General features: G+C 71.6%; 24 protein-coding genes and 1 pseudogene. 22 read left to right on the plus strand and 3 right to left on the minus strand.

Going from position 1 to position 26,827, the window contains the following annotated elements:
- The first annotated feature begins 54 nt into the window (after positions 1-54).
- The 14 genes from KI385_RS40015 to hypE all read left to right on the plus strand — a co-directional run bounded on the left by KI385_RS40015 (position 55) and on the right by hypE (position 13,493).
- Positions 55-1,143: an NADH-quinone oxidoreductase subunit B family protein gene (locus tag KI385_RS40015; RefSeq protein ID WP_238576903.1), complete on the plus strand. Its 1,089-nt coding sequence runs from the start codon at positions 55-57 to the stop codon at positions 1,141-1,143.
- An 84-nt stretch (positions 1,144-1,227) separates the two neighbouring features.
- The gene (locus KI385_RS40020; RefSeq protein WP_238576904.1) at positions 1,228-3,012 is read left to right on the plus strand and encodes a nickel-dependent hydrogenase large subunit; all 1,785 of its coding nucleotides are present in this window, start codon (positions 1,228-1,230) and stop codon (positions 3,010-3,012) included.
- The gene (locus tag KI385_RS40025; RefSeq protein ID WP_238576905.1) at positions 3,009-3,542 is read left to right on the plus strand and encodes a hypothetical protein; all 534 of its coding nucleotides are present in this window, start codon (positions 3,009-3,011) and stop codon (positions 3,540-3,542) included. The genes KI385_RS40020 and KI385_RS40025 overlap by 4 nt, the downstream gene beginning before the upstream one ends.
- The gene (locus tag KI385_RS40030) at positions 3,539-4,207 is read left to right on the plus strand and encodes a DUF5947 family protein (RefSeq protein WP_425357029.1); all 669 of its coding nucleotides are present in this window, start codon (positions 3,539-3,541) and stop codon (positions 4,205-4,207) included. The genes KI385_RS40025 and KI385_RS40030 overlap by 4 nt, the downstream gene beginning before the upstream one ends.
- A complete protein-coding gene (locus tag KI385_RS40035) occupies positions 4,204-4,911 on the plus strand; it encodes a DUF6084 family protein (RefSeq protein ID WP_238576906.1) in 708 nt (235 codons plus the stop codon). The genes KI385_RS40030 and KI385_RS40035 overlap by 4 nt, the downstream gene beginning before the upstream one ends.
- On the plus strand, positions 4,908-6,329 hold the full coding sequence (locus tag KI385_RS40040; RefSeq protein ID WP_238576907.1) for a hypothetical protein: 1,422 nt from the start codon (positions 4,908-4,910) through the stop codon (positions 6,327-6,329). Before KI385_RS40035 ends, KI385_RS40040 begins: the two co-directional genes overlap by 4 nt.
- Entirely contained in the window at positions 6,326-6,871 is a 546-nt protein-coding gene (locus tag KI385_RS40045) for a hydrogenase maturation protease (RefSeq protein ID WP_238576908.1), read from the plus strand. The genes KI385_RS40040 and KI385_RS40045 overlap by 4 nt, the downstream gene beginning before the upstream one ends.
- 14 nt (positions 6,872-6,885) lie before the next feature.
- On the plus strand, positions 6,886-6,990 hold the full coding sequence (locus KI385_RS44755) for a DUF6893 family small protein (protein WP_425357030.1): 105 nt from the start codon (positions 6,886-6,888) through the stop codon (positions 6,988-6,990).
- Positions 6,991-7,156: 166 nt separating this feature from the next.
- Complete coding sequence (locus KI385_RS40050; RefSeq protein WP_238576909.1) at positions 7,157-7,537, plus strand: hydrogenase maturation nickel metallochaperone HypA/HybF; 381 nt, start codon at positions 7,157-7,159, stop codon at positions 7,535-7,537.
- Positions 7,538-7,540: 3 nt separating this feature from the next.
- Positions 7,541-8,431 carry a hydrogenase nickel incorporation protein HypB gene (gene hypB, locus KI385_RS40055; protein WP_238576910.1) on the plus strand — a complete coding sequence of 297 codons (891 nt, stop codon included), beginning with the start codon at positions 7,541-7,543 and terminating at the stop codon, positions 8,429-8,431.
- Positions 8,428-10,875, plus strand: coding sequence for a carbamoyltransferase HypF (hypF, locus tag KI385_RS40060; RefSeq protein ID WP_238576911.1), 2,448 nt, complete (start codon positions 8,428-8,430; stop codon positions 10,873-10,875). Before hypB ends, hypF begins: the two co-directional genes overlap by 4 nt.
- A gap of 50 nt (positions 10,876-10,925) precedes the next feature.
- Entirely contained in the window at positions 10,926-11,261 is a 336-nt protein-coding gene (locus KI385_RS40065; protein WP_238576912.1) for a HypC/HybG/HupF family hydrogenase formation chaperone, read from the plus strand.
- Positions 11,258-12,382 carry a hydrogenase formation protein HypD gene (gene hypD, locus KI385_RS40070; RefSeq protein WP_238576913.1) on the plus strand — a complete coding sequence of 375 codons (1,125 nt, stop codon included), beginning with the start codon at positions 11,258-11,260 and terminating at the stop codon, positions 12,380-12,382. The genes KI385_RS40065 and hypD overlap by 4 nt, the downstream gene beginning before the upstream one ends.
- Before the next feature lie 16 nt (positions 12,383-12,398).
- Complete coding sequence (gene hypE / locus KI385_RS40075; protein WP_425357117.1) at positions 12,399-13,493, plus strand: hydrogenase expression/formation protein HypE; 1,095 nt, start codon at positions 12,399-12,401, stop codon at positions 13,491-13,493.
- A gap of 27 nt (positions 13,494-13,520) precedes the next feature.
- Here the strand turns inward: hypE and KI385_RS44065 are convergent, their stop codons facing one another.
- Both KI385_RS44065 and efeB read right to left on the minus strand, forming a co-directional pair.
- Positions 13,521-13,649, minus strand: coding sequence for a hypothetical protein (locus tag KI385_RS44065; RefSeq protein WP_281066952.1), 129 nt, complete (start codon positions 13,647-13,649; stop codon positions 13,521-13,523).
- A gap of 59 nt (positions 13,650-13,708) precedes the next feature.
- Entirely contained in the window at positions 13,709-14,971 is a 1,263-nt protein-coding gene (gene efeB / locus KI385_RS40080; RefSeq protein WP_238576914.1) for an iron uptake transporter deferrochelatase/peroxidase subunit, read from the minus strand.
- A 328-nt stretch (positions 14,972-15,299) separates the two neighbouring features.
- Here efeB and KI385_RS40085 point away from each other — a divergent pair, with 328 nt between their 5' ends.
- The 4 genes from KI385_RS40085 to KI385_RS40100 all read left to right on the plus strand — a co-directional run bounded on the left by KI385_RS40085 (position 15,300) and on the right by KI385_RS40100 (position 19,559).
- Positions 15,300-15,635 (plus strand): acyl-CoA carboxylase subunit epsilon, encoded by a 336-nt coding sequence (locus KI385_RS40085; protein ID WP_238576915.1) that lies wholly within the window; start codon positions 15,300-15,302, stop codon positions 15,633-15,635.
- A gap of 160 nt (positions 15,636-15,795) precedes the next feature.
- Complete coding sequence (locus KI385_RS40090; protein WP_238576916.1) at positions 15,796-17,439, plus strand: APC family permease; 1,644 nt, start codon at positions 15,796-15,798, stop codon at positions 17,437-17,439.
- A gap of 239 nt (positions 17,440-17,678) precedes the next feature.
- On the plus strand, positions 17,679-18,509 hold the full coding sequence (locus KI385_RS40095) for a PP2C family protein-serine/threonine phosphatase (protein WP_238576917.1): 831 nt from the start codon (positions 17,679-17,681) through the stop codon (positions 18,507-18,509).
- A 63-nt stretch (positions 18,510-18,572) separates the two neighbouring features.
- A complete protein-coding gene (locus KI385_RS40100; RefSeq protein ID WP_238578042.1) occupies positions 18,573-19,559 on the plus strand; it encodes an MASE1 domain-containing protein in 987 nt (328 codons plus the stop codon).
- A gap of 39 nt (positions 19,560-19,598) precedes the next feature.
- On the opposite strand, the gene KI385_RS40105 is transcribed toward KI385_RS40100, so the two are convergent.
- Complete coding sequence (locus tag KI385_RS40105; protein WP_238576918.1) at positions 19,599-20,660, minus strand: ATP-dependent DNA ligase; 1,062 nt, start codon at positions 20,658-20,660, stop codon at positions 19,599-19,601.
- Positions 20,661-20,784: 124 nt separating this feature from the next.
- Here KI385_RS40105 and ligD point away from each other — a divergent pair.
- The 4 genes and pseudogenes from ligD (at position 20,785) to KI385_RS40125 (ending at position 26,685) form a co-directional block, all read left to right on the plus strand.
- Positions 20,785-21,794 (plus strand): annotated as a pseudogene (gene ligD, locus KI385_RS40110) (non-homologous end-joining DNA ligase).
- A gap of 326 nt (positions 21,795-22,120) precedes the next feature.
- On the plus strand, positions 22,121-23,677 hold the full coding sequence (locus tag KI385_RS40115) for an AbgT family transporter (protein WP_238576919.1): 1,557 nt from the start codon (positions 22,121-22,123) through the stop codon (positions 23,675-23,677).
- A gap of 129 nt (positions 23,678-23,806) precedes the next feature.
- Entirely contained in the window at positions 23,807-25,462 is a 1,656-nt protein-coding gene (locus KI385_RS40120) for an MFS transporter (protein WP_425357031.1), read from the plus strand.
- A complete protein-coding gene (locus KI385_RS40125; protein WP_238576920.1) occupies positions 25,459-26,685 on the plus strand; it encodes a PP2C family protein-serine/threonine phosphatase in 1,227 nt (408 codons plus the stop codon). The genes KI385_RS40120 and KI385_RS40125 overlap by 4 nt, the downstream gene beginning before the upstream one ends.
- Positions 26,686-26,827 lie beyond the last annotated feature (142 nt).

Raw genomic sequence — 26,827 nt, forward strand, 5'->3', positions numbered from 1 at the left:
GATGGAAGCCTTGAATAAGTGCTTTCGTTGCATATCTGCCTAGGAGACATCCCCATGTCTGCAGCATCGAGCGTGGCCCCCAAGGCCGCAGCGAACGGAAAGCCGTCCGCCGAGGACGAGTCCCCGATCCACATTCTCTGGATCAATGCCGGCCTGAGTTGCGACGGCGACTCCGTGTCGCTCACCGCCGCGACCCAGCCGAGCATCGAGGAGATCGCGCTCAGTGTGCTGCCGGGGCTGCCCAAGGTCGCCGTCCACTGGCCGCTGATCGATTTCGAATCCGGTCCGGTCCAGGGCGCGGACACCTTCATCGAGTGGTTCTTCAAGGGCGAACGCGGCGAGATCGATCCCTTTGTGCTGGTCATCGAGGGATCCATCCCCAACGAGTCGATCAAGCCGGAAGGCTACTGGTGCGGCTTCGGCGACAACCCCGAGACCGGCCAGCCGATCACCACCAGTGAGTGGATCGACCGGCTCGCCCCCAAGGCGCTCGCCGTGGTCGCGATCGGCACCTGTGCCACGTACGGCGGCATCCATGCGATGGCCGGCAACCCCACCGGCGCCATGGGGGTGCCCGACTACCTGGGCTGGGACTGGACGTCCAAGGCCGGGATCCCGATCGTGTGTGTGCCCGGCTGCCCGATCAAGCCGGACAACTTCTCGGAGACGCTGGTCTATCTGCTCTACCAGGCGGTGGGTGCGGCCCCGATGATCCCGCTGGATGAACAGCTGCGGCCGACCTGGCTCTTCGGGAGCACCGTGCACGAGGGCTGCGACCGGGCCGGCTACTACGAACAGGGCCAGTTCGCGACCACCTACGACTCGCCCAAGTGTTCCGTGAAGCTCGGATGCTGGGGTCCCGTGGTCAAATGCAATGTGCCCAAACGGGGCTGGATGGACGGCATCGGCGGCTGCCCGAACGTCGGCGGTATCTGTATCGCCTGCACCATGCCCGGTTTCCCCGACAACTTCATGCCGTTCATGGACGAGCCGCCCGGCGCCAAGGTCTCCAGCACCGCCAGCGCCGCGTACGGCAGCGTCGTCCGCCGGCTGCGCGGCATCACGGCCAAGACCGTCGACAGCGAGCCCAAGTGGCGCCATCGCGGCGACAAACTGACCACCGGCTACCGGAAACCGTGGTGACCGCACACCCGTAGCCGGCCGAAACAGCCCGGACCCTCCGTCCGACCCCCACCTCCGCGCGCAAAGAAGGGCACGGCACACACGATGGCACCGAAGACGAAGGCGGCCGGTGACGGCAGCGGTCTGACGGAGATGTCCTGGGATCCGATCACCCGGATCGTGGGCAGCCTCGGAATCCATACAAAGATCGACTTCAAGCAGAAGCGGGTGGCGGAGTGCTACAGCACCTCGTCCGTCTTCCGCGGCTACAGCGTCTTCATGCGCGGTAAGGACCCGCGCGACGCGCACTTCATCACCAGCCGGATCTGCGGCATCTGCGGCGACAACCACGCCACCTGCTCGGTGTACACGCAGAACATGGCGTACGGCGTGAAGCCCCCGCACCTGGGGGAGTGGATCATCAACCTCGGCGAGTCCGCCGAGTACATGTTCGACCACAACATCTTCCAGGAGAACCTGGTCGGGGTCGACTACTGCGAAAAGATGGTCCGCGAGACCAACCCCGGCGTCTGGGAGCTCGCCCAGCGCACCGAAGCCCCCCACGCGGGCGACCACGGCTACCGCACCATCGCCGACATCATGACCGCCCTCAACCCCATCGAGGGCGAGTTCTACCGCGAGGCTCTCCAGGTCAGCCGCTACACCCGGGAGATGTTCTGCCTCATGGAGGGCCGCCATGTGCACCCCTCCACGCTCTACCCGGGCGGCGTCGGCACCGTCGCCAGCGTCCAGCTCTTCACCGACTACCTCAGCCGGCTGATGCGCTACGTCGAGTTCATGAAGCGCGTCGTCCCGCTCCACGACGACCTGTTCGACTTCTTCTACGAGGCGCTGCCCGGATACGAGGAAGTCGGCCGGCGGCGCGTCCTGCTGGGCTGCTGGGGCGCGCTCAACGACCCGGAGCACTGCGACTTCACGTACCGCAACATGACGGACTGGGGGCGGAAGATGTTCGTCACCCCCGGCATCATCGTCGACGGCAAACTGGTCACCAACGACCTCACCGAGATCAACCTCGGCATCCGCATCCTCCTCGGCAGCTCCTACTACCAGGACTGGCAAGGCCAGGAGCAGTTCGTCACCCACGACCCGCTGGGCAACCCCGTCGACCCGCGCCACCCGTGGAACCAGCACACCATCCCCGCCCCGCAGAAGCGGGACTTCGCCGACAAGTACAGCTGGGTGATGTCGCCGCGCTGGTTCGACGGCAAGGAACACCTGGCACTGGACACCGGCGGCGGCCCGATCGCCCGCCTGTGGTCCACCGCGCTGTCCGGGCTCGTCGACACCCCCTACGTCAAGGCCACCGGCCAGAGCGTGGTCATCGACCTGCCGCGCAGCATGACCAAGCCCGAGACCCGCTTCGAATGGAAGATCCCGAAGTGGAGCAATGCGCTGGAGCGCAACCGCGCCCGCACCTACTTCCAGGCGTACGCGGCCGCCATGGCGCTGCACTTCGCGGAACAGGGCCTGGAAGAGGTCCGCGCCGGACGCACCCAGACCTGGGAGAAGTTCGAGGTCCCCGACGAGTCCATCGGCTGCGGCTTCACCGAGGCGGTGCGCGGCGTCCTGTCGCACCACATGGTCATCCGGGACGGCAAGATCGCCAACTACCACCCGTATCCGCCGACGCCGTGGAACGCCTCCACCCGTGACACCTACGGCACCCCGGGCCCGTACGAGGACGCCGTCCAGAACACCCCGATCTTCGAGGAGAACTCCCCGGACAACTTCAAGGGCATCGACATCATGCGCACGGTGCGCAGCTTCGACCCGTGTCTGCCCTGCGGCGTCCACATGTACGTCGGCAACGGCAAGTCCGTACAGAAGATGCATGTGCCCACCGGGCTGAGCGGACTGGGCGGATGAGCGCCGAGGCCACCGGCCGCCGCGTCGAAGACGTCCTGGACCGCCTCGCGCAGCGCGACGACCGTGAGGTGAGCGCCGCCGCCGAGGAGCTCGTCCGCGTCCTGATGGACTTCTACGGCGCGGGACTCGCCCGGATCATGCAGCTGCTGGAGCACGGCTCCGGCGACGGCGGCCCGCAGACGGCGCTGCTGCGCGACGAGCTGGTGAGCAGCCTGCTCGTGCTGCACGATCTGCACCCCGAGAACACCACGGCACGCATCGGCCGCGCCCTGGACAGCGTCCGCAGCCGGCACGCCGCCGAGGTGGCCGACTTCGACGCGGACACCGGCACGCTACGGCTGCGGTCGGCCGAGGCCGGCGGCTGCGGCTGTCCGAGCACCACCCAGGCCGCCCAAGAAGCCGTCGAGGCCGCGATCGGCTGCTTCGCGCCCGAGGTGACCTCGGTGCAGTGGGAGGCGGCGGCGGGCAAGCCCGAGCCGGCTCTGCTGCAGATCGCCAGCCGACCGCCGACTGCCGCCACCGCCTCGTGAGCGGCCGGCAGACGGCGCCGCCGCGCCTCGGGCCGCCGGCCGCCCACCGCGGCCTGCGCCGCTTCCGCGCGCCGACGCCCGCCGCCCCCGAACGCTGCGAACTGTGCGGCGTGGTGCTCGCCGAGCACAACCACCGCCACCTGGTCGACGCCGAACGCCGCGCGCTGGCCTGCGCCTGTACCCCCTGCGCGCTGCTCTTCGACCGACCCGGCGCGGGCAAGGGACAGTTCCGTACGGTCCCCGACCGCTACCTCGTCGACCCCGGCCACACCGTCGACGAGGCCTCCTGGGACCTCCTCCAGATCCCCGTCGGCGTCGTCTTCTTCCTGCGCCACTCCGATCTGGACCGGCTGGTCGCGCTCTACCCCAGCCCGGCCGGCGCCACCGAGAGCGAACTCGACCCGGAGACCTGGCAGACCGTCCTGGCCGCCAGCCCGCTGGCCGCGCTGCTCCGGCCTGATGTCGAGGCGCTGCTGCTGCGCCGGTCCGAAGGCCGGATCGACTGCTACCTGGTGCCCGTCGACGCCTGCTACGAACTCGTCGGCCGGATGCGCCTGTTGTGGCAGGGCTTCGACGGCGGGGCCGAGGCACGCGCCGCGCTCGCCGACTTCTTCACCAAGGTCGCCCACCGGGCCCGTGAGCCGAGGAAGGACGACCGGCCGTGACCGAGCTGTCCTTCGTCTGCACCGGCGTACGCGCCGACCGCTATGCCGCCGCCCCCACCCTCCTCTTCCGCCTCCGTATCACCGCCGCTGACCAGGCCGCCCGGGTGCACGCCATCGCACTGCGCTGCCAGATCCGGATCGAACCGGCCCGGCGCGGCTACCGTCCCGACGAGGCCGAGGCGCTCGCCGACCTCTTCGGCGCGCGCTCGCGCTGGGGCAGCACCCTGCACCCCCTCCAGTTCGCCCAGGTCTCCCTCGTCGTCCCCGGCTTCACCGGCGAGACCGAGGTGGACCTCCCCGTCCCCTGCACCTACGACATGGACGTCGCGGCCGGCCGCTACTTCCATGCGCTGCGCGACGGCGAGGTCCCGCTGCTGCTGCTGTTCTCCGGCACGGTGTTCGCCGGCGCCGGCGGCTTCCAGGTCCAACCGGTGCCCTGGAACAAGGAAGCGTCCGTACGTATGCCGGTGGCCGTCTGGCAGGAGATGACCGAGGCGCACTTCCCCGGCTGCGGCTGGATCCGGCTGCCGAGCGACACCCTCGACGCGCTGCTCGCCTACCGCTCCCGGCGCGCCCTGACCTCCTGGCAGGCGACCATCGAGGCGCTGCTGGCCACCGCCGACGGCGGCGAACCGCCCGCACCACGCGCCCGGCTCTTCCCCGGCGGCGCCGCCCGCCCCGTCACCGAGAGGACCGCGCCATGACGGCCGGGGTGCTGCCCGACGAGACGGCGGACCGCTTCGCCACCGCCCGCCAGGTGGCGGACGCCGTGCTGTTCGAGGGCTATGTGCTCTACCCGTACCGGGCATCCGCCGCCAAGAACAGGCTCCGCTGGCAGTTCGGCGTCCTCGTACCGCCCCACTGGGGTGCCGACAGCGCGGAGCACTCCTTCCAGCGCACCGAATGCCTCATGGAGCCCAAGGCCGGCGCCCGGCTCTCGGCCGAACTGCGGTTTCTGCGCGCACAGCGGCGTACGGTCCAACGCCTGTGCCCCGACGGCGGGTTCGAGACCGTCGAGGCACTCGAACTGCCCGACCGGGTGCTGGTCCCCTGGGACGAGGGCACCGAGGAGCGCATCACGCTCGACGCCGATGTCTCCAAGCTGGCCGGGGCGGGCCTGGCCATCCCCTTCACCCGGCCCGCACGGGAGGAGACCGAGCCGGTGCACGATGCCGACGGCCGGCTGGCCGGCCGGCTGGTGCGCCGCAGCGCGGAACTCACCGGCCAGGTGCGGCTGACCACCGACGAACTCGACGGCCCGTACGCGGCGCTGCGGCTGACCGCGACCGTCGAGAACACCAGCACCTGGAAGCCGGACGGCGCCGATGACGACCGGACCGCCGCGCTGCCGCACTCGCTGGTCGGAGCCCATCTCCTGCTCGGCCTGAGCGCGGGCTCGTTCCTGTCCATGACCGATCCGCCGGAATGGGCCCGGGGCGCCGTCGCCGCCTGCCGCAACGAGCACGCCTGGCCCGTGCTGGCCGGTGAGTCCGGCCGCGCCGATGTGATGCTGTCCGCCCCGATCATCCTGGAGGACCACCCGGCCATCGCCCCCGAGAGCCCCGGCGCGCTCTACGACGCGCTGGAGATCGACGAGATCCTCGCCCTGCGCACCGCGGCCCTCACCGACCAGGAGAAGCGCGAGGCCCGCGGCACCGACCCGCGCGCCGCCGAGGTCATCGAGCTCGCCGACACCATGCCGCCCGAGGTGCTGGAGCGGCTGCACGGCGCCGTACGGGCGCTGCGCGAGGTCACCGGACCCGGACCGGCCGCGCCCGACGACCTGGCTCCCGATGTGCCCGGCCACCGCCCGGGCACCCCCTGGTGGGACCCCGAGAGCGACCGCAGCGTCGACCCCGTACGCGACCGGATCACCGTCGACGGCCGGTCGATCGGCGCCGGCAGCCGCGTGCTGCTGAAGCCGGGCCTGCGCCGCACCGACGCCCAGGACCTCTTCCTCCAGGGCCGCGCCGCGCACGTCGAGGCGGTACTGCACGACGTCGACGGCGGGGTGCACCTCGCGGTGACGGTGGAGGGCGACCCGGGCGTCGACATCCGGCGGGAGCAGGGCCGGTTCCTGTACTTCCAACCCGACGAGATCGCCCCCCTGGAGGACGCGTGAGCACCGATGCACCCGTCGCCGAGCCGGCCGCGAAGACGCTGATCGCCGGCGTCGGCAACATCTTCCTCGGCGACGACGGCTTCGGCGTCGAGGCCGTCCGCCGGCTCGGCGAACACCCCCTCCCGGACGGGGTCGAGGTCGTCGACACCGGGGTACGGGGCGTCCATCTGGCCTACCAGATGCTCGACGGCTACCACACGGTGCTCCTCGTGGACGCCGCCGCGCGCGGCAGCGAACCGGGCACCGTCCACCTCCTCGATGCCACCACCCCGGCCGCCGCCCGCCCGGGGGCCACCGCGCTCGATGCCCACCACATGACCCCGGACGCCGTGCTGGCGCTGCTCGACACGCTCAGCGCGGGCACCGGCGGCCGGCGCCCCGAGCGCGTCCTGGTCGTCGGCTGCGAACCCGCCGATGTCACCGAAGGCATCGGGCTCAGCGAACCGGTCGACGCCGCGGTCGACGAGGCCGTACGGCTGATCCTGCAGCTGGTCGGCGCGGACGAGCCCATGCCGGCCGCGGCGCCGGCGACACCCCAGTGAGAGGACCCGACACCATGCTGAAGCTCGCCCTGGGCGGTGCGATCGCCGCCGCCCTCGCCGTCGCCCTGAAGAGCCTGCTCCCCGACCTCAAGCGCTATATGCGCATGCGGGCGATGTGACCGGGCGGCGCTGCACCGAACGGTGTACGCCACCGCGCCGCCCCGGCGAGGCACCCCGGCCACCCTCCGGCCGCGCCGTCTAATGAAGTGCCTCGGGCCTGTCCTGCGAAGACCCGTCGGACAGGCCCTGGCCGCACCCGGTCGTCCCCGCACCAGAGAGGGACCGATGCACGAGATGTCCATCGCGCTCGCGATCGTGGACCAGGTCGAGAGCGCGGCCCGGCCCGCCGGGGCCACCACGGTCAGCGGCGTCCGGCTGCAGGTCGGCGAACTGGCCGGAGTGGTCCCCGACGCGCTGGCCTTCTCCTTCGAACTCGCCTGTGCCGGCACGGTGTTGGAGGGCGCGGAACTCGTGACGGAACGGGTGTCCGCACGCGCCCGCTGCGGCGCCTGCGCGGACACCTGGCCGGTGGGCATGCCACCGCAGCTCAGCTGCCCGGGCTGCGGCGGGGCGACGGCCGAGCTGCTGTCCGGCCGCGAACTGCAGATCGTCAGTGTGTGCTGGCACGACGTCCCGGTACACGCACCGATTCATCAGGAGCGCTGAACCATGTGCCGTGTCGTCGACCTGCAACAGGCAGTCCTCGCCAAGAACGACGCCTGCGCCCACACCCTGCGCGAGGACCTTGCGGCCCGGGGCACCGCGGTCGTCAATCTGCTCTCCAGCCCCGGCAGCGGCAAGACCGCCCTGCTGGAGCGCGAGCTGACCCTCGCCCGCAGCCGAGACATCCCCGTCGCGGCGCTCACCGCCGACCTGGCCACCGAGAACGATGCCGTACGCCTCGCCCGCTCCGGAGTGCCCGTCAAACAGGTGCTCACCGACGGGCTGTGCCACCTTGAGGCCGAGATGCTGGGCGGGCACCTCAACGGCTGGCTCCCCGCCGACACCCGGCTGCTGTTCATCGAGAACGTCGGCAATCTGGTCTGCCCGGCCTCCTACGACCTGGGGGAGACGCTGCGCATTGTGCTGGCGTCGGTGACCGAGGGCGAGGACAAGCCGCTGAAGTACCCCACCGCCTTCGGGCTTGCCCATCTGGTCGTGGTCACCAAGACCGATATCGCCGATGCCGTCTCCTTCGACGAGGCGGAGTTCCGCGCCAATGTCGAACGGATCAACCCCGGCGTCGAGGTCGTACTCACCTCGGCGCGCGCCGGCGAAGGGGACGGCGCCCTGCTGGACCGGGCGCTGGCGGCGCGCGACGGGGCGCCCGTGCACATCCCCGTCATGACCCGTAAGTCCCATCACGTCCATGACGCCGGTGACGATCAGCCGCACGACGAGAGCCGTTCGCACGACGAGGGCCACACCCACGACGAGAGCCACTCGCACGACGAGGGCCACACCCACACCCACACCCACACGCACACCCACGCCTCGCGGAAGCAGGGCAGCCACTCCCACACGGCCGACCCCGACACCGTGGCGTCGAGCCGCTCATGACGACCAGTCAGGTAGACCGGGCCCCCGCGGCAGCTCCCGCCGCAGCCCCCGCGACAGCCCTTTCGACGGCCACCGCGCGCCACCGGATCACCGTCCGCGGCGTGGTCCAGGGCGTCGGCTTCCGCCCGTTCGTCCATACCCTCGCCACGGAAATGGGCCTGACGGGCCATGTGACGAACACCGGCGAGGGCGTGGTCGCCGAGGTCGAGGGCGCTCCCGCCGCACTCGCCCGCTTCGGTGCACGGATCCTCGGCGAGGCGCCACCGCTGGCCGTGGTCGAGACCGTCGACGGGGAGGACATCGCCCCCCTCGGCGGTGCCGGATTCACCATCCTCCCCTCCCACACCCAGGGCCCCTCCCGCACCCTGGTCGCCCCGGACGCCGCCACCTGCGACGCCTGCCTCGCCGAGCTGACCGACCCGGCCGACCGCCGCCATCGGCACCCGTTCCTGACCTGCACCCACTGCGGGCCGCGGTTCACCATCGTCACCGCACTCCCTTACGACCGTGCACTGACGACCATGGACCGCTTTCCGATGTGCCCCCGGTGCGCACGGGAGTACGCGGACCCGGCCGACCGGCGCTTCCACGCCCAGCCGATCGCCTGCCACGACTGCGGCCCCCGGCTGCGCCTGCTGACCGCGGACCCCGACGACCGCACCCGCGCACCACGCCAGGCGCCCGGCCCCGACCCGGTCGCCGACACCCGCCGGCTGCTCGCGACCGGCGCGATCGTGGCCGTCAAGGGGCTCGGCGGCTACCACCTCGTCTGCGACGCCACCGACGACCACGCCGTCACCCTGCTGCGTCGCCGCAAGGCCCGCGGTGACAAACCGTTCGCCCTGATGGCCCGTGACATCGCCGATATCGCCCACCTGGTGCGGGTCCGCGACGCGGAACGCGCCCTGCTCACCGGGCCGGTCCGCCCCATCGTGCTGCTGCGCCGTATCCATGACCCCGTACCGGCACCGGGCGCGCCGACACCGTCCCGCGCGGTCGCGCCCGGCAGCCCCGACCTGGGCGTGATGCTCCCGTACACACCACTGCACCACCTGCTGCTCGGCCTGCCGGGCGATCCGCCCGGGCCCCGGCTGCTCGTCATGACCAGCGGCAATCTCGCGGGCGAGCCGATCGTCACCGACGACGACGAAGCCGTACGGCGCCTGGCGCGCTTGGCGGACGCCTGGCTCACCCACGACCGGCCGATCCGGATCCCGTGCGACGACTCCGTGGTCCGGATCAGCGACGGGGAGCCGCTGTTCGTGCGCCGCTCCCGCGGCTATGCACCGTTCCCGGTACCGCTCCCGGTGCCCGTTCGGCCCGCGCTCGCGACCGGCGGCGACCTCAAGAACGTGCTCTGCCTCGCCGATGGCCACCGCGCCTGGCTCTCCGCGCACATCGGCGACATGGACGACCTGGCGACCCAACTCGCCTTCGAGGAGGCCGAGGCACACCTGGAGACGGTCACCGGGGTACGCCCCCGGCTCCTCGCCGCCGACCGGCATCCCGGCTACCGCTCCGGACAGTGGGCCGCCCGCCACACCGACGGCCGGCCGCTGGTACGGGTCCAGCACCACCACGCGCATATCGCCGCCGCCATGGCCGAACACGGCCTCGACGGCCGCCGCCCCGTCATCGGCGTCGCCTTCGACGGCACCGGATACGGCGACGACCGGGCCGTGTGGGGCGGCGAGATCCTGCTCGCCGACTACGACGGATACCGCCGCTTCGGGCAGCTTGCCTACGTCCCGCTGCCGGGCGGTGACACCGCTGTCCGGCGCCCCTACCGGATGGCGCTGGCCCATCTGCGCGCCGCCGGCATCGACTGGGCCGAGGACCTGCCACCGGTGGCGGCCTGCCCGCCGGACGAGCGGCGGCTGCTGGCCCGGCAGCTCGACCGCCACCTCAACTGCGTGCCCACCTCCAGCATGGGCCGTCTCTTCGACGCCGTCTCCTCGCTGGCCGGGGTGTGCCAGCACGCCGGATACGAGGCCCAGGCCGCCATCGAACTCGAAGCCGCGGCGCTGACCGCGGGCGAGGACCACGGCCCCGGCTACGCCTTCGCACTGCGCCCCGGACCGACGGACCCGGCGCGCCCTGTGGGCGCCGACACCATCGCCGACCCGGCGCCGCTGCTCACCGCCGTCGTCGCGGACGTCCGCGCGGGCACCGCCCCGGCGCTGATCGCGGCCCGCTTCCACACCGCGGTCGCCGACGTCGTACGGCGCAGCTGCGCGCTGGCCCGTGAGCGCACGGGCCTGGAGACCGTCGCACTGACCGGCGGTGTCTTCGCCAACACCCTGCTGGCCGAGGCCACCGCCCGCCTGCTGCGGCGGGACGGCTTCACCGTCCTGCGCCACCGCCGCGTCCCGCCCAACGACGGGGGACTGGCGCTCGGCCAGATCGTCGTGGCGGCACGTTCGGCGGGGGCCGCCACGCCCTGAACGCCATCGCGGCGCGGCGGACGCAACGTACTCACGACGAGGAGAGGCCCATGTGCCTGGCGGTACCCGGCAAGGTATTGGACATCGAGGAACGGGAGGGCACCCGGATGGCCACCGTCGACTTCGGCGGTGTGGTCAAGGAGGTGTGCCTGGAGTACGTACCCGACCTGGCGGTGGGTGAGTACGCGATCGTCCATGTGGGCTTCGCGCTACAGCGCCTGGACGAGGAGTCGGCCCGGCAGACCCTCGCCCTGTTCGAGGAACTCGGCCTGCTGCAGGAGGAGTTCGGCGACCCCTGGGAGGCGGCCGCCGCCCAGGAATGGCAGGAGGCGGGCAGCACGCCGGCACCCGCCGTGGGCGACGGAGCGCGGGAGGCGCGGCAGTGAAGTACATCGACGAATTCCAGGACCCCGGGCTGGCCAAGCGGCTGCTGGACGACATCCACGCCACGGTGACCCGGCCCTGGGCCCTGATGGAGGTCTGCGGCGGCCAGACCCACACCATCATCCGGCACGGCATCGACCAACTCCTCCCGGAAAAGGTTGAGTTGATCCACGGCCCGGGCTGCCCGGTGTGTGTGACACCGCTGGAGGTCATCGACAAGGCCCTGGAGATCGCCGCCCGCCCCGACGTGATCTTCTGCTCCTTCGGCGACATGCTCCGCGTCCCCGGCAGCGACCGCGATCTGTTCCGGGTACGCAGCGAGGGCGGCGATGTACGGGTCGTCTACTCCCCGCTCGACGCGCTGAAGATCGCCCAGCAGAACCCGCGGCGCGAGGTGGTGTTCTTCGGCATCGGCTTCGAAACCACCGCCCCGCCCAATGCCATGACGGTCCATCAGGCAAGCAGACTCGGCATCCGCAACTTCAGCATGCTGGTCTCGCACGTCCGGGTGCCGCCGGCCATCGAGGCGATCATGACGTCGCCCAGCTGCCGGGTCCAGGCGTTCCTGGCCGCCGGCCATGTGTGCAGCGTGATGGGCATGGGGGAGTACCCCGAACTGGCCGAGCGGTTCCGGGTACCGATCGTGGTCACCGGCTTCGAACCGCTGGACATCCTGGAGGGCATCCGCCGCACCGTCCGCCAGCTGGAGCGCGGCGAACACACCGTGGACAACGCCTACCCGCGCGCCGTGCGCGCCGAGGGCAACCCGGCCGCCCAGGCCATGCTCGCGGACGTCTTCGAGGTCACCGACCGTGCATGGCGCGGCATCGGCACCATCCCCGCCAGCGGCTGGCGGCTGTCCGCCCGCTACCGCGACTACGACGCCGAGCACCGCTTCTCCGTCGAGGGCATCACCACCCGCGAACCCGCCGCCTGCCGCAGCGGCGAGGTCCTGCAAGGACTCATCAAGCCGCACGAATGCGAGGCGTTCGGCACCACCTGCACCCCGCGCACCCCCCTGGGCGCCACCATGGTCTCCAGCGAGGGAGCCTGCGCCGCCTACTACCTCTACCGCCGACTCGGCACCACGCCCACCCCGCTGGAGGCGAGCCCCGTTGCCTGACACCCCCCACACCCCCCTGTCCACGGCGAACGGCCCCTCGCCGGCCGACCGCGGTCTGCCCACCGTCGACATCTCCGGCTGGACCTGCCCCGCCCCGCTGCGCGACCAGCCCCGGGTCGTCATGGGGCACGGCGGGGGCGGCGCACTGTCCGCCGAACTCGTCCAGCAGATCTTTGTGCCGGCCTTCGGCGGCGAGATCCTCGCCCAGCTCGGCGACTCCGCCGCGGTCTCGCTCGGCGGCGCCCGGCTCGCCTTCTCCACCGACTCCTTCGTCGTCCGGCCGCTGTTCTTCCCCGGCGGCTGCATCGGCGACCTCGCCGTCAACGGCACCGTCAACGACCTCGCCATGAGCGGCGCCCGGGCCGCCTACCTCTCCTGCGGCTTCATCCTGGAGGAGGGCGTGGAGATGCCGGTCGTCGCCGGGGTCGCCGACGCCATGGGCGCGGCCGCGCGGGTGGCCGGTGTCGAGGTGGCCACCGGCGACACCAAGGTCGTCGAGGCGGGCCACGGCGACGGCGTCTACATCAACACCGCGGGCATCGGACTGATCCCGCCGGGCGTCGATCTGCGCCCGCAGCGCGTGGCCCCCGGCGATGTGGTGATCGTCAGCGGCGACATCGGCGTACATGGTGTGGCGATCATGAGCGTCCGCGAGGGCCTGGAGTTCGGTGTCGAGATCGAGAGCGACTGCGCGGCGCTCGGCGGACTCGTCGAGACCATGCTCGCCGTCACCCCCGACCTGCATGTCCTGCGCGACCCCACCCGCGGCGGTCTGGCCGCGGCGCTGTGCGAGATCGCGACCGCCTCCTGCACGGGCGTCGTCATCGAGGAACGCGCCATCCCCGTCCCACCGACGGTCGCCAACGCCTGCGCCATCCTCGGCCTGGACCCGATGTACGTCGCCAACGAGGGCAAGCTCGTGGCCTTTGTGCCCCGTGAGCACGCCGACGCCGTCCTGGACGCGATGCGCACCCACCCCCTGGGTGCCGGCGCGGCGATCATCGGTGAGGCCGTGGCGACCCACCCCGGCATGGTGGTGGCCCGCACTCCGCTCGGCGGCACCCGGGTGGTCGATCTGCCGCTGGGGGAGCAGCTGCCGCGGATCTGCTGAGGAGGGAACGCCGTACGCCGCGGTGCCTCACGCGCCGGCCGGCGCCGCGGCGTACACACCCTTGAGCGGCGCACCCTTGCCCAGGCGCTGCGGATGACGGCCCCGGCGCGGCTCCCGGACGTGTGCGAGGTCGCCGCCCGGCCGGCCGTCAGCCAAGGGCGCCACCGGTACAACGGCGCGCGCGGCGGCGCTACGATCCCGCCGCGCGCGCCCGCTCAGAGCTTCTTCAGCAGCCGGGACCCGAACCAGTCGTCGGAGTCCCGCACCCCGGGCAACACGAAGAAGTAGCCGCCACCGATCGGAGTGATGAAGTCGGCCAGCGGCTCGTGCTCAAGGCGCCGCTGCACGGTGGCGAACTGTCGCTCCGGGTCCTGCTGGTAGGCGCAGAAGACCAGCCCGAGGTCCATCCGCCCACGCTTGTCGAACCCGGAGTCGTAGTTGTAACTCCGCCTGAGGAAACGGGAGTCGTCGGTCTTGTGGGTCCGCGGATTGGCCAGCCGGATGTGGGCGTCGAGCGGGATCTTTCTGCCGTGCGGGTCCTTGCGGTAGTTCGGCGGATCCGTCTCGTTCTCGCCGTCCAGCGGCGCGCCGCTCGCCTTGCGCCGACCGAAGATCTTCTCCTGGCGCGCCACCGGAACCTTGTCCCACTTCTCGACATGGAAACGGATCAGACGCAGCACCTGATAGCTGCCGCCCAGCGCCCAGTCCGGCTCGCCACACGGCGGGGTCACCCACATCAGCCGGTCCATCTCCCGGGCCGAGTCGGTGTCCGGATTGACGATCCCGTCCTTGAAGCCGACGAACGTACGCGGTGACCCCGAGGGCCGCGAGGGGTTGAGAAAGGCGTCCGCCCGCCAACGGGGCCGCAGCAGACCATCCGTCTCCCGCGCCAGATCGCGCAGCACATGGACGATGGCGTCGGGATGCTGGGCGCAGATCTGCAGCGACAGATCGCCGTGGCAGCGCGCCGGCTCCAGCCGGTCGTCGGGGAACGCGGGCATCGCCTTGAGATGCCGGGGCTTGTGCCCGGAGAGCCCGAACCGGTCGTCGAAGAGCGAAGCCCCCACGCCGAGCGTGATGGTGAGCGAGTCGGGGGTCGGCTGCTCCGAGGCGACCCGCTCGTCCTCGGGCTTCACACCGGCCGCCAGCACCCGGGTCCGCTCGGTGAGCTTCCGGAACAGCTTCGTCAGACCCTCGCGGTCCTCGGCCAGCACATCGAAGCCGACGAAGCCGGCGAAGAGCTGCTGCGGCGTCACGATGCCGGCCTGATGGCGCCCGTGGAAGGGGATCTTGTCGGGCAGCGTCCGCCCGCCGTCGCGCGGGGCGCCCACCGTCCGGTCCGCCTGCGCGGCGGCCGCCTCCCCGCTCAGCCCCGCGGTGGCCGCCACGCCCGCGACGCCCGCCGCACACTTGAGGAATTCCCGGCGCCCGTCGTCCCGCACAGGGACACGCTCGCCACCGGCCTGATCACGTCTCATCGTCCCGCCATCCTGACTGCGTCATCCGGCACCCGCGTGCCTGCACATACCTGGGCGCGATGCTCTCCGCCCATGACGCGAGGACCGGGACCAACACGGCCGCGGTGCCCGATATCACGCCTGGGCAGCGAACTGCTCGCCCGAATGGCGCAGGCGGACCGCCCTCCCGCGCGACAGCGGCCCACCGCGCTCCTAGCGTCGGCCCTGTGACCTGCCCGAACACGGCCCCGAACATGGCTTTGCAGGTGGCTGCGTACACGTCTCGGTGGAACGTCGGGGCGGTTCGTCTCCCGCCGCGGATCGCCATCGAGCCCATGGACCCCCACACATGAACGCATTCACCGACGAGAGCACAGCCACCGGCGAGGGCACAAAGATCGACGAGAGCGCGCCGGGCGGCCGGAGCGCGCCTGGCGGCGAGGCCTTACCCGCCGAGGGGGACCGACCCGCCTCCCTGCCCGAATTCTCACTGCGGATCGACAAGGGCCATGCCGAGCCCGAGGAACTCGCCGCGATCACCGTCGTCCTGTGCGCCCAACTCGCGAGCCTGCGCGCCCTCGCCGACCACGACCCCGGCGACGAGCGCCCGGACGACCGGCGTCACCCCAGGGGGCACCGCGCCGGCCGCTCCGCCTGCTGGTCGGGCTGCTGGACCTGCAGCTGACTCCCCTGATTCCCCGCAAACGGACCTGACGGGGCCGTTTCATTCCCCAGGCGTCGCGCTGATCGCCTGAGGTGTCCACCCCTGGAACGGATGATTCCTGTTCGAAGATCGTCGAGTAGGGTCCGGCGAGCCGGAACAGCGAATCAAGGAGGCCGTTTTCGTGACGGAGGGGCAGGTATCAGCGGGAGCCGACGGGTTCGGCGCGCCGGAAGTACAGGCACAGGAGCGACGGCTCCACCGCGACCTGGGGTTCTGGGGGCTGACCGGCATCGGCTTCTCGAACATCGTCGGCTCCGGCTGGCTGTTCGCCGCGATGTACGCGGCGCAGACGGCCGGCCCCGCGGCGCTGCTCTCCTGGATCGGGGCCGGTCTGCTGTGTGGTCTGGTCGCCCTGGTGCTGATCGAACTCGGTGCGTCCCGGCCGGAGGGCGGCGGCACGGTCCGCTGGCCGTTGCTCGCCAGCGGCCGGCTCGTCGGCACCCTCATCGGCTGGTCGACGCTGCTGTCGGTGGGCGGCACCGCGGCCGAGATCAGCGCGATCATGCAGTACGCCGCGCACTACCTCCCGGGCATCTACAACGGCCACACCCTCACCCTCTCCGGGCTGGCACTGGCCGCCGGGCTCAGCGTGCTGCTGACCGCACTCAACTGGTTCGCGGTGCGGATGTTCGCCCAACTCAACAACCTGATCTCGGTGTTCAAGATTGCCGTCCCGGTGGTCACCGTGATCGCGCTGATCGCGTCCGGCTGGCACTCCGGCCGCCTCACGGACCACGGCGGATTCGCGCCGTACGGCTATGTGGCCTGTCTGACCGCGCTGGCCGGCGGCGGCATCGTCTACTCCGTCAACGGATTCCAGGCCCCGCTGGACTTCTCGGGTGAGACCCGCAACCCCCGCCGGACCATCCCGGTGGCGGTCCTCACCGGCATCGGCCTGGCCGTCGTCATATACCTGGCCCTGCAACTGGCCTTCCTGTTCACCGTCCCCGAGCACCTGCTCGGCAACGGCTGGCAGGGGGTGTCCTTCGACTCCCCGTTCGGCCAGCTCGCCCTGATCCTCAATCTGCACTGGCTGTCCAGCCTGCTCTACGCGGACGCGGTGATCTCGCCCGGCGGCTCCGCGTACGTGGGGGTGGCGATCGACGCGCGGCACACCTACGCGCTCGCCAAGAACGGCACCATTCCCCGGTACTTCATGAAGGTCAACGAGCGGTACGGCATCCCGCGCCGGGCGCTGGTGGTCAACCTCCTGGTCATCGTGGTCTTTCTGCTGCCCTTCGGCGGCTGGCAGGACATCGTGAGCGTCATGGGCGACATGTATCTGCTGATCTATGCCGCCTCCGCGGTCGCGGTCGCCGTGTTCCGCGCCGAACCGGGTGGCGGGACCGCCGGCTGGGTGCCGGGGCTGCGCTGGATCGCACCGCTCAGCTTCGTGGTGGCCAGCGAGTTCGTCTACTGGTCCGGCTGGCACGACCTGCGCCTCGCCCTTCCCCTCGTCCTCGCCGGCCTGCTGATCTTCCTGGTCATGCGCCGCCCCGGCGCGCACGGCGGCACGGCCGCCGTGGAGAGCGACGGCGCCGGCCCGAGCCGCCCGCTCGGTGCCGAACTCCGCACCGGCGCCTGGCTGGTGGTCTACCTGGTCGCCCTGACCGTGGTGTCCTGGCTGGGCACCTTCGAGGGCTCCGGCCGGCTGCCGGCGCCCTACGACTCGATCACGGTGGCCGCCCTCGCGCTCGCGGTCTTCTTCTGGGCCGTACGGTCGGGCGTCAAGCACCTGGTGGCGGGCCGGCCCGCCACGGTGTGAGCCGGGCGGCGGCCGGGGATCGCTCCCCAAGCCTGTCCGGCTGCGGAGGGTGACGCGCCCGGCGTGCGGTGGCACGGCCGCCCGGTCGTCAAGCGGAAGTCGAACCGCGGAAATATGATGAACCGGGAGAGATGGGCTCCCTCAAGAGCCCATAAGGCCAGGTCAGGAGGCCAACGCGGACTGCCGCACGGAGCGCACCCCCGTAGTGGCCCACACACCGATGCACCTTGGAGCCGTCCATGCGGCGTCGTCCCCCGCGGTCGGCGAGCGCCGACGATCTGCTGACCACGCTCGGGCGGCTGACCGCCCAGGCGCGGGAAGGTGCCGAGAAGCAACGGGCGCGGGTGGAGCTGGCCGAGGCGCTGCAGCGCGAGATGCTGCCGGCCGTGCTGCCGCAGATGCCGGGGCTGCGCACCGCCGCCACCTACGCGCCCGCCCGGCACGGACTCGACATCGGGGGCGACTGGTACGACGGCTTCCCCCTGCCGGACGGATCGCTCGCCTTCTGCATCGGCGATGTCCAGGGCCACGATGTCGAGGCGGCCGCCTTCATGGGGCAGATCCGTCTCGCGCTCCGGGCCGTCGCGGTCCATGCCGCCGACCCGGGCGAGGTGCTGAGCCGGGCCAACGACCTGCTGATCTCGGTGGACTGCGGGCTCTTCGCGACCTGCACCTTCGTCCGCGTCGACCCGGTCACCTGGGAACTGTCGAGCGCCCGGGCCGGGCACATACCCGGCATCTGGGCCACCGTCGACGGCCGGTCCGGCCTCGCCGACGACCCCGGGGGCCTGCCGCTCGGCGTCGTACCGGGGGAGGTGTATCCGGTGACCCGCCGCCGGCTGGCCCTGGCCGGGGCGTTCGTCCTGCTCACCGACGGTGTCATCGAGGGGCCGTCGTTCCCGATAGAGGCGGGACTACGGCAGGTGACCCGGCTGGTCAGCGCCAACGCCGCCGGTGATCCGGCCACGGTGGCCGATGTGGCGATGAGCGTGGCCGAGCTCACCGGGCACACCGACGACGCCGCGGTGATCGCGCTGCGCTTCGACGGGGCGGCGGACAGGCCCGGGTGAAGCGCGGGCCGGGCGTGCGTGTCGCGGCCGGCGCCCGGGCGCCGGCGTTGTCTGATGGCTGATGTGGTGCGCACCGAGGAACTCCGTCGTCCTGCATCGGCAGCCCTGACGATCCTCGCCCTCGCCGCCGTCTACTACGGGTCCGCACGGATCGGACTGCTGGAGCAAGTGGTGGTCGCGGGTGCCGTGGTCACGCCGTTGTGGCCGCCCACCGGCATCGCCCTGAGCAGCCTGCTCCTGCTGGGCCTGTGGACCTGGCCGGGGATCGTCATCGGCACGATCCTGGTGCTCGCGACGCTGACCCGGCCCGATCTCGCGGGCATCGGCGTCGTCATCGGCAACACCCTCGCGCCGGTGTGCGCCTGTCTGATGCTCCGCCGGGTGGGCTTCCATGTCGCACTGGACCGGCTGCGCGACGGGGTGGCGCTGGTCGCCCTCGGTGCCTTCGCCGGAATGCTGATCAGCGCGACGCTGGGCAGCGGCACACAGGTGCTCACCGGTGCGCTGCCGGCCGGGGACTTCTGGCGCACCTGGGTGGCGTGGTGGGTGGGCGACGCGATGGGCATCCTCGTCATCACCCCGCTCGTGCTCGCCTTCCGCACGCTCCGGTGGCCCCGGGACGTCGCCGCGTACCGGTGGGCCGAGGGGGCGGCTCTGGCGGTCGCGTCGGTCGTGGTCTCGTCCGTGGCGGTCAGAAGCGAGCTCTCGCTGCTGTTCCTGGTCTTTCCGCTGATCGTCTGGGCGGCGCTGCGCTTCCAGCTGCCGGGGGCGACGCCCTGTGTGCTGCTGGTGTCCGTACTGGCCATCTCGGCGGCGACCGGCCGCACCGGACCGTTCGAGGGCCAGAGCCTCCTGGAGTCGATGGTCAACCTGCAGGCGCTCAACGCGTCCACCGCGCTCACCGCGCTGCTGCTGTCGGCGATCGTCACCGAGCAGCGCGCCATCCGGCGCAAGATCGAGCAGGCCTGCCGCGAACTGGCCGAAGTGGTGGACCATCTCGCGCCGGGGGAGAGCAGACGCCGATGGCCGCCCGACAGCGACAAGGGATGAGCCGATGACCGGCGGGCGCCGACGGGCCGGCCCGTCCCCTCAGCCCGGCAGCAGCTGCCCCAGGTCGTAGCCCACCGGCTCCTCCAGCTGGGCGTAGGTGCAGCTCTCCGGCGTACGGTCGGGGCGCCAGTGCCGGAACTGGGCGGTATGCCGGAACCGGCTGCCCTCCATGTGGTCGTAGGCGACCTCGCACACCCGCTCCGGCCGCAGCGGCACCCACGACAGATCCTTGCCGCCGCTCCAGCGGCTGGGCCCGCCGGGCATCCGCCGGGACGCATGCGCCGCCTCGTCCGTCCACTGCCCCCAGGGATGGCCCGCGACATCGTCCATCCGCAGCGGCGCCAGCTCGTCGACCAGTGCGCGCCGCCTGGCCATGGGGAACGAGGCGCACACCCCGACATGCTGCAGATGACCGGCGCTGTCGTGCAGACCCAGCAGCAGGGAGCCGACCACCGGCCCGCTCTTGTGCCACCGGTACCCCGCGACGACACAGTCGGCGGTGCGGGCATGCTTGATCTTGAACATGGTGCGGTCGCCGGGCCGGTAGGGCCGGTCGAGCGGCTTGGCGACCACCCCGTCCAGGCCCGCGCCCTCGAACTGGGTGAACCAGCGGTGCGCCAGCTCCTGATCCATGGTCGCGGGCGCGGTGTACACCGGCGGACGGGCCGGCCGCACCGCCTCGACCAGGGCCTCCCTGCGCGTCGCCTGCGGCTCGTGCATCAGCGCATCGGAACCGAGAGCCAGCAGATCGAAGGCGACGAGGGAGGCGGGGGTCCGCTCGGCGAGCGTACGGACCCGGGAGTCGGCCGGGTGGATGCGCTCCAGCAGCTCCTCGAAGTGCAGCCGGCCGTCGTGGGCGATGATGATCTCGCCGTCGATGACGCAGCGCCGCGGCAGCTCCGCCCGCACGGCCGTGACCACCTCGGGGAAGTAGCGGGTGAGCGACTTGGTGGTCCGGCTGGCGATCTCGATCTCGTCGCCGTCGCGGAAGACGATGACGCGGAAGCCGTCCCACTTGGCCTCGTACTGCATGCCGGCGGGAATGTCGGCCACCAGCTTCGCGAGCATGGGGGAGACCGGGGGCATGACAGGCAGATCCATGGTCCCGATCCTGAGGGCTGGGGCCGCATCCCGCGCGCCGGAGCGCCCCGGGCCGCAGGCCACCGCGCCTCCTGGCGCGCGGCAGCACCGCGCAGACCCATCGGACAGGGCCTAGCGTGGAGGGATGGCCGGAGGAGCTGTCGAGCTGGATGTCGCGGGGCGCACGGTGCGCCTGTCGAACCCCGGCAAGACGTATTACCCGGAGCGCGGCTTCACCAAGCTGGACGTCGCGCAGTACTACCTCGCCGTCGCGGACGGGGTGCTGCGGGGGCTGCGCGACCGGCCCACCACCATGCAGCGCTTCCCCGACGGTATCGAGGGCGAGTTCTTCTACCAGAAGCGTGCGCCCAAGGGGCTGCCGGACTGGCTGCCCACCGCGCGGATCGCCTTCCCCAGCGGGCGGTTCGCCGACGAGATGTGCCCCACCGAACCCGCGGCGGTGCTCTGGGCGGCCAACCTGGGATGTCTGACGTTCCATCCCTGGCCCGTACGCCGCGCGGACACCGAGCACCCCGACGAACTGCGGATCGACCTCGACCCGCAGCCCGGCACCGACTTCGCGGACGCCGTACGGGTCGCCCATGAACTGCGGGAGCTGCTGTCGGAGCACGGGCTGCGCGGCTGGCCCAAGACATCCGGCGGCCGCGGCGTGCACGTCTATGTTCCGATCCTGCCCCGCTGGACGTTCACCGAGGTCAGACGGGCCGCGATCACCGTGGCCCGGGCGATGGAGCGCCGGATGCCGGACCTGGTGACCTCCGCCTGGTGGAAGGAAGAACGCGGCGCAAAGGTGTTTGTCGATTACAACCAGATGGCCAGGGACCGGACCATCGCCTCGGCCTATTCGCTGCGGGCCCGCCCCCGCGCGACCGTCTCCACCCCGTTGCGCTGGGAGGAGCTGTCCGACGCCGCACCGGAGGACTTCGATCTGCGGACGGTCCCGCCGCGGTTCGCCGAACTCGGCGATGTGCACGCCGACATGGCGGACCACGCCTTCGGCCTGGAATCCCTCCTGGAACTCGCCGACCGGCACGCGGCGGAGGAAGGGCTCGGCGATATGCCCTATCCCCCGACCATCCGAAGATGCCGGGGGAGCCGTCCAGAGTTCAGCCGAGTCGGGCGCGTAAGCACTGAGGACGGGTTGGCGCCCGTTGCCGTGGCGCCTCAGTACGCCTCGGGCGAGACGGCGGGGGAGGGGGCGGCGCACAACCGGTCTTCTGTGAACCGGTCTTCTGTGAACCGGTCTTCTGTGATACGAGGTACGGGGGCCGGGGAGCAACGGGCTCCGGCACGCCGATGCGCTCCGGTACACCCATGGGACAGGCGCTCCCTGCCCCGACCCTGCCGCCGCTGCGGCCACCCCGGACCCCGATTACCGCGCCACAGGTAACCCTGGTCAGACCGACCCCGGCTGCTCATAAGGTCGCCGCACCTCAGACCGCCACCGCCAGGAGGGCCCCATGGCAGCCGTGGACGCCACAGCCGTCGACCCCGCACCACCGGGACCCAGCGGATTTCTGGGCGCGATAGAACGCACCGGCAATCGGCTGCCGCACCCCTTCTGGCTGTTCTGGATTCTCCTGGCAATCACCGCGGCGGCGAGCTGGGCGCTGGCCGCGGCCGGGCTGCGGGTCACCGACCCGGGGACGGGCAAGAGCGTCGCCGTACGCACGGTGCTGTCGACCGGCGGCGCACGCGAGTTCCTCTCGATGATCGAGGACAACTTCGTCACCTTCGGCCCGCTCGCCACCGTCACCATCGTCATGCTGGGCGTCGCCGTCGCCGAGCGCGCGGGCTTCTTCGAGACCCTCGCCCGCAAGGCGCTCGCCCGTGTGCCGGCCACCTCGGTGGTGCTGGCGGTCGCCCTCGCCGGCGCGCTGTCGAAGTTCCTCTCCGACTCCGCCTACATCGTTCTGATCCCGCTGGGCGCCATCGCGTTCCAGACCGTGGGCCGCTCACCCGTCCTGGGCATGATCGTCGCGTTTGTCTCCATCAACGCGGCCGGCGACGCCAATCCGCTGATCGCGCCCGGCGATGCGGCCTTCGCGGCGATGGCGACGGAGGCGGCGCAGACCGTCTCACCGCACACCGTGGTGCGCCCGACCGACAACATGTACTTCACCACCGTGTCGGCGGTCGTCCTGGCCTTTGTGATCACGTTCGTGGTGGAGCGCGTACTGGCCCGTCGCGAGCACACACTGATGCCCGACGATTCCGCGGACGCGACCGCGGCGCCCGGTGAGGGCGTACGACCCGCCCCCGGCCCCCGCGAGATCCGGGCGCTGAAGCTGACGGGCTGGGCGGCCCTCGGCTACTGGGCGCTGATCGCGCTGGCCACCCTCCCGCGGCACTCACCGCTGCGCGCCGCGGACGGTGCGGTCGTCGAGTCCCCGCTCTTCGACCACATCGCGCTCTTCCTGTCGCTGTTCTTCCTGGTCATCGGCTTGGTCTACGGCCGGCTCACACGCACCGTGGCAGCTGGCCGGGACGTACCGGCCTTCATGGCGGACGGACTGCGCTCCATCGCACCGCTGTTGGTGATCTTCTTCGCCGTCTCGCAGTTCGTCGCGCTCTTCAAATGGACGAACATCGGGACATTCGTCGCGGTCCGCGGCGCCGACGCCCTCCGCGAGCTGGGCGCGCCCACCCTGATCCTCTTCCTGGTCCTGATCGTCGCCGTCGCCGGGCTTAATCTGTTGATCACCAGCGGCCAGGCGCTGTGGGCGCTGGTCGCGCCGGTGCTGGTGCCCATGCTGATGCTGCTGCACATCAACCCGGCGACGACGATGGCGCTCTACCGGATCGCCGACTCCTGTACGAATTCGATCACCCCCATGAGCACCAGCTTCATCCTCACCGTCGGCTTCCTCCAGACCCGCAAGAAGCAGGCCGGCATCGGCACACTGGTCTCCTGCACCCTGCCGGTGGCCCTGGCGATGCTGCTTGCCTGGACGCTGCTGTTCGTCGCCTGGTGGCTGCTGGGCCTCCCGCTGGGGCCGGGTGCTCCGGTGCGCTGACCCCTTCGGATCCGCGCGCGGTGCCTCGGCCACGGCTGACCCGAACGGCGGTAGCCGCCGCGGCCGCGACAGGACGGGATCGGCCTCGCCCTTCGTGCGCCGACGGGGTGGGAAACACCCGGCCCCGGCATGCGCGTACACCGCCCGGACGGGAACATTCCGCACGTGGCGAACGACAGGAAGGTGCCGAGGGCGAACGGCACACCCGCCCCGGCGGAGCGGCGCGACGCCCCGGCGGGAGCGGCGAACGAGACGCTCTCGCTGGCGGCCATGCTCGTCGCGGTGTCGATGACCTTCATCGACCAGACGATCGTCTCCATCGCGGCCCCGCACATCACCGACGAGCTGGGCCTGTCCACCTCGGGCATCCGATGGGTCGTCAACGCCTATCTGCTGTCCCTCGCGGCATTCTTCGCGCTGGGCGGGCGGCTGGCCGATCTCCTCGGCCACCGCCGCGTCATGCTCCTCGGCACCCTGGTCTTCGTCATCGCCTCCGCGCTGTGCGGAGCCGTGCCGAAAGGGGATGCCGCACAGACCTGGCTGATCGTCTTCCGGGCCGTGCAAGGCCTGGGCGCGGCGCTGATGTTCCCGGCGGCGCTCGCTGTGGTGGTCATGGTCTTCCCCGTCGAACGCCGGGGCCGGGCACCGGCGCTGTTCTTCGGCCTCTTTGGCGCGCTGACCGCCGTCGGCCCGATCCTCGGCGGCTGGCTCACCACCTGGACCTGGCGGGCCGTCTTCTGGGTCAATGTGCCCGTCGCCGTGATCGCCGTCGTCCTGACGCTGCTGGCGCGCATCCCGGCCGACGGCCGCCGCGGGACGCTCGACCGGCGCGGCGCGGTCCTGGTCGCGGCCGGCATGGGACTGAGCGTGCTCGGGCTCCAGCAGGCCTCCGCGTGGGGTTGGGGCTCCGCCGCCACCTGGACGTGCGTCATCGGCGGGCTGCTCCTACTGATCGTCTTCGTCCGCCTCGAACTGCGCACCGCTCACCCATTGATCACCATGAGGGTGTTCGGCGACCGCGCCTTCGTCGCCGATATCGCCGTGCTGTTCTTCGCGATGATGGCATTCGTCCCGGTGTTCTTCTTCGCCTCGGTCTACGCACAGGTCGCGCTCGGCTCCTCGCCGAACGAAGCCGGCCTCTATCTGCTGGTCTTCTTCCTCGGCTTCGGCATCGCCTCGCAGCTCGGTGGCCGAATCCTGGACCGGCGTGGCGCCAAACCGGCCCTCCGCCTCGGCTCCGCGCTCGGTGCCGTCGGCTTCGGGCTGTGGGCGCACAGGATGACGGATCTGTCGCCGGCCGCCCAGTGGCCGTACATCGTGCTGGCCGGCGCCGGCATCGGACTGCTGCTCGCCCCCGCCTCGACCGACGCCGTCCACCGCGCCATCGGCGCCTCCTACGGCGAGGTCACCGGCATCACCCAGACCGTCCGCAACTACGCGGCCAGCCTGGGCCTGGCCGTACTGGGCACGGTGCTGGCCACCGTCACCACCGACCGGATCGTGGAGAGTCTCAAGGACCGCGGACTGTCCACCGCCACCGCGCGCGAGGTGGCCCACAGCCTCACCGAATCCCTCGCCGGACAGGGCGGAGGGCCGCCGCACGGCAGCAGCCCTTCGACCCTGCTGCCGCAGGAGGTCCTGGACGCGGTCCGGCTGGACTTCGCCCAGGGCAACCGGACGGTCTTCTACGGGATGGCCGCCGCGCTGGCCGCGGCGTTCATCTGCGCGCATCTGCACCCGGGAACCCGGGTGACGCGGACCCCACCGGATGCGGGCACCACGTGAGCGAACCCGCCATCGACTACGCGGCGGTCTTCCAGGCACTGCCGGGTGGGGTCCTGCTGCTCACCCCGCGGTTCATGATCGCCGACGCGAACGAGGCTCTGCTGCGGCGGGCCGGACGGGAACGCGGCCAACTGATCGGCCGCTATCTCTTCGATGTCTTCCCCGACAACCCCGACGACCCCGACGCCTCCGGTGTGCGCAACCTCAAGGCGTCACTGGAACGGGTGCTGGCCACCGGGGTGCGCGAGACCATGCCGCTGCAGCGCTACGACATCGAGGCGCCCGACCGCCCGGGGGTGTTCGAGGAGCGGTACTGGAGGCCGGTCAACGCGCCCGTCCTCGACGCCGGCGGGCGGGTGGTGCTGATCGTGCACCGGGTCGAGGACGTCACCGAGATCGTCCGGGCCGGTGCCCTCGACCGCGGCGGAGACCGGGACCGGATGGAGGCAGAGCTCTACACCCGTGCCCGGGAGCTCCAGGAGGTCAACGAGCGGCTGCGGCAGGCCCATGCCCGGGAGCGAGAGGTGGTGCTGGCCCTCCAGGAGGCGATGCTGCCCGCGCCCCGGCCCGTGGGGCACCACCGGGCGGCGGTGCGCTACCAGCCGGCGGTCGGCGCGCTCAACGTCTGCGGCGACTGGTACGACCTGGCCGAACTGCCCGGGGACCGGATGGCGGTGGCCGTCGGCGATGTCGTCGGCCACGGCCTGGACGCCGCCTGTGTCATGGGCCAGCTGCGCAGCGCGCTGAGCGCCGCCACGCTGGCCGCCGGGGGCCCCGCCCGGGCGTTGGAGGTGGTCGGCCTCTACGCCCGCTCGGTGGACGGCGCCGAGTCCACCACCGCGGTGCAGGTGATCATCGACTGGACCACGCACACCATCGCCTACAGCAGCGCCGGCCATCCACCGCCGGCCCTGCTGCACCCGGACGGCACGGTCGAGCTGCTGGACCGCGCGACCGACCCGCCGTTGGGTGCCCGGCCCGAGCATGTGGACCGCCCCGAGGCGCACGCCGCCTTCGAGGACGATGCGGTGCTGGTGCTCTACACGGACGGGCTGATCGAGCGCCGCCGCGAGGACATCGACGTCGGTCTGGCGCGGCTGGCCGATGCGCTGACCCGGCACCGGCGCGCCGACCCCGAGGAGCTCGCCGATGCGCTGCTGGCGGAGCTGCTGCTGCCCGGAGGAGCCACCGATGACACGGCCTTGGTCGTCATCCGTCTCTGACCGGGCCACCGACCAGCTCACTTTGCCTTTCCATTACCGCGACTGGAGCAATTCTTGGGGCTGTTGGAGTGGCCGTTCGTCGTGTCTGCACGGTTTACGGTTCTGCGCGGTACTCATCGCATTGTCAGATTTCCTGCCAAAC

It is taken from the genome of Streptomyces inhibens (assembly GCF_022221585.1).
GTDB classification, from domain to species: domain Bacteria; phylum Actinomycetota; class Actinomycetes; order Streptomycetales; family Streptomycetaceae; genus Streptomyces; species Streptomyces inhibens.

Bases quoted from the DNA above. Each gene is read 5' to 3' on its own strand.
- KI385_RS40015 (WP_238576903.1), top strand. From the start codon at position 55: ATGTCTGCAGCATCGAGCGTGGCCCCCAAGGCCGCAGCGAACGGAAAG.
- KI385_RS40020 (WP_238576904.1), top strand. From the start codon at position 1,228: ATGGCACCGAAGACGAAGGCGGCCGGTGACGGCAGCGGTCTGACGGAG.
- KI385_RS40025 (WP_238576905.1), top strand. From the start codon at position 3,009: ATGAGCGCCGAGGCCACCGGCCGCCGCGTCGAAGACGTCCTGGACCGC.
- KI385_RS40040 (WP_238576907.1), top strand. From the start codon at position 4,908: ATGACGGCCGGGGTGCTGCCCGACGAGACGGCGGACCGCTTCGCCACC.
- KI385_RS44755 (WP_425357030.1), top strand. From the start codon at position 6,886: ATGCTGAAGCTCGCCCTGGGCGGTGCGATCGCCGCCGCCCTCGCCGTC.
- KI385_RS40050 (WP_238576909.1), top strand. From the start codon at position 7,157: ATGCACGAGATGTCCATCGCGCTCGCGATCGTGGACCAGGTCGAGAGC.
- hypB (WP_238576910.1), top strand. From the start codon at position 7,541: ATGTGCCGTGTCGTCGACCTGCAACAGGCAGTCCTCGCCAAGAACGAC.
- hypF (WP_238576911.1), top strand. From the start codon at position 8,428: ATGACGACCAGTCAGGTAGACCGGGCCCCCGCGGCAGCTCCCGCCGCA.
- KI385_RS40065 (WP_238576912.1), top strand. From the start codon at position 10,926: ATGTGCCTGGCGGTACCCGGCAAGGTATTGGACATCGAGGAACGGGAG.
- efeB (WP_238576914.1), bottom strand. From the start codon at position 14,971: ATGAGACGTGATCAGGCCGGTGGCGAGCGTGTCCCTGTGCGGGACGAC.
- KI385_RS40085 (WP_238576915.1), top strand. From the start codon at position 15,300: ATGAACGCATTCACCGACGAGAGCACAGCCACCGGCGAGGGCACAAAG.
- KI385_RS40095 (WP_238576917.1), top strand. From the start codon at position 17,679: ATGCGGCGTCGTCCCCCGCGGTCGGCGAGCGCCGACGATCTGCTGACC.
- KI385_RS40105 (WP_238576918.1), bottom strand. From the start codon at position 20,660: ATGGATCTGCCTGTCATGCCCCCGGTCTCCCCCATGCTCGCGAAGCTG.
- KI385_RS40115 (WP_238576919.1), top strand. From the start codon at position 22,121: ATGGCAGCCGTGGACGCCACAGCCGTCGACCCCGCACCACCGGGACCC.
- KI385_RS40120 (WP_425357031.1), top strand. From the start codon at position 23,807: ATGCGCGTACACCGCCCGGACGGGAACATTCCGCACGTGGCGAACGAC.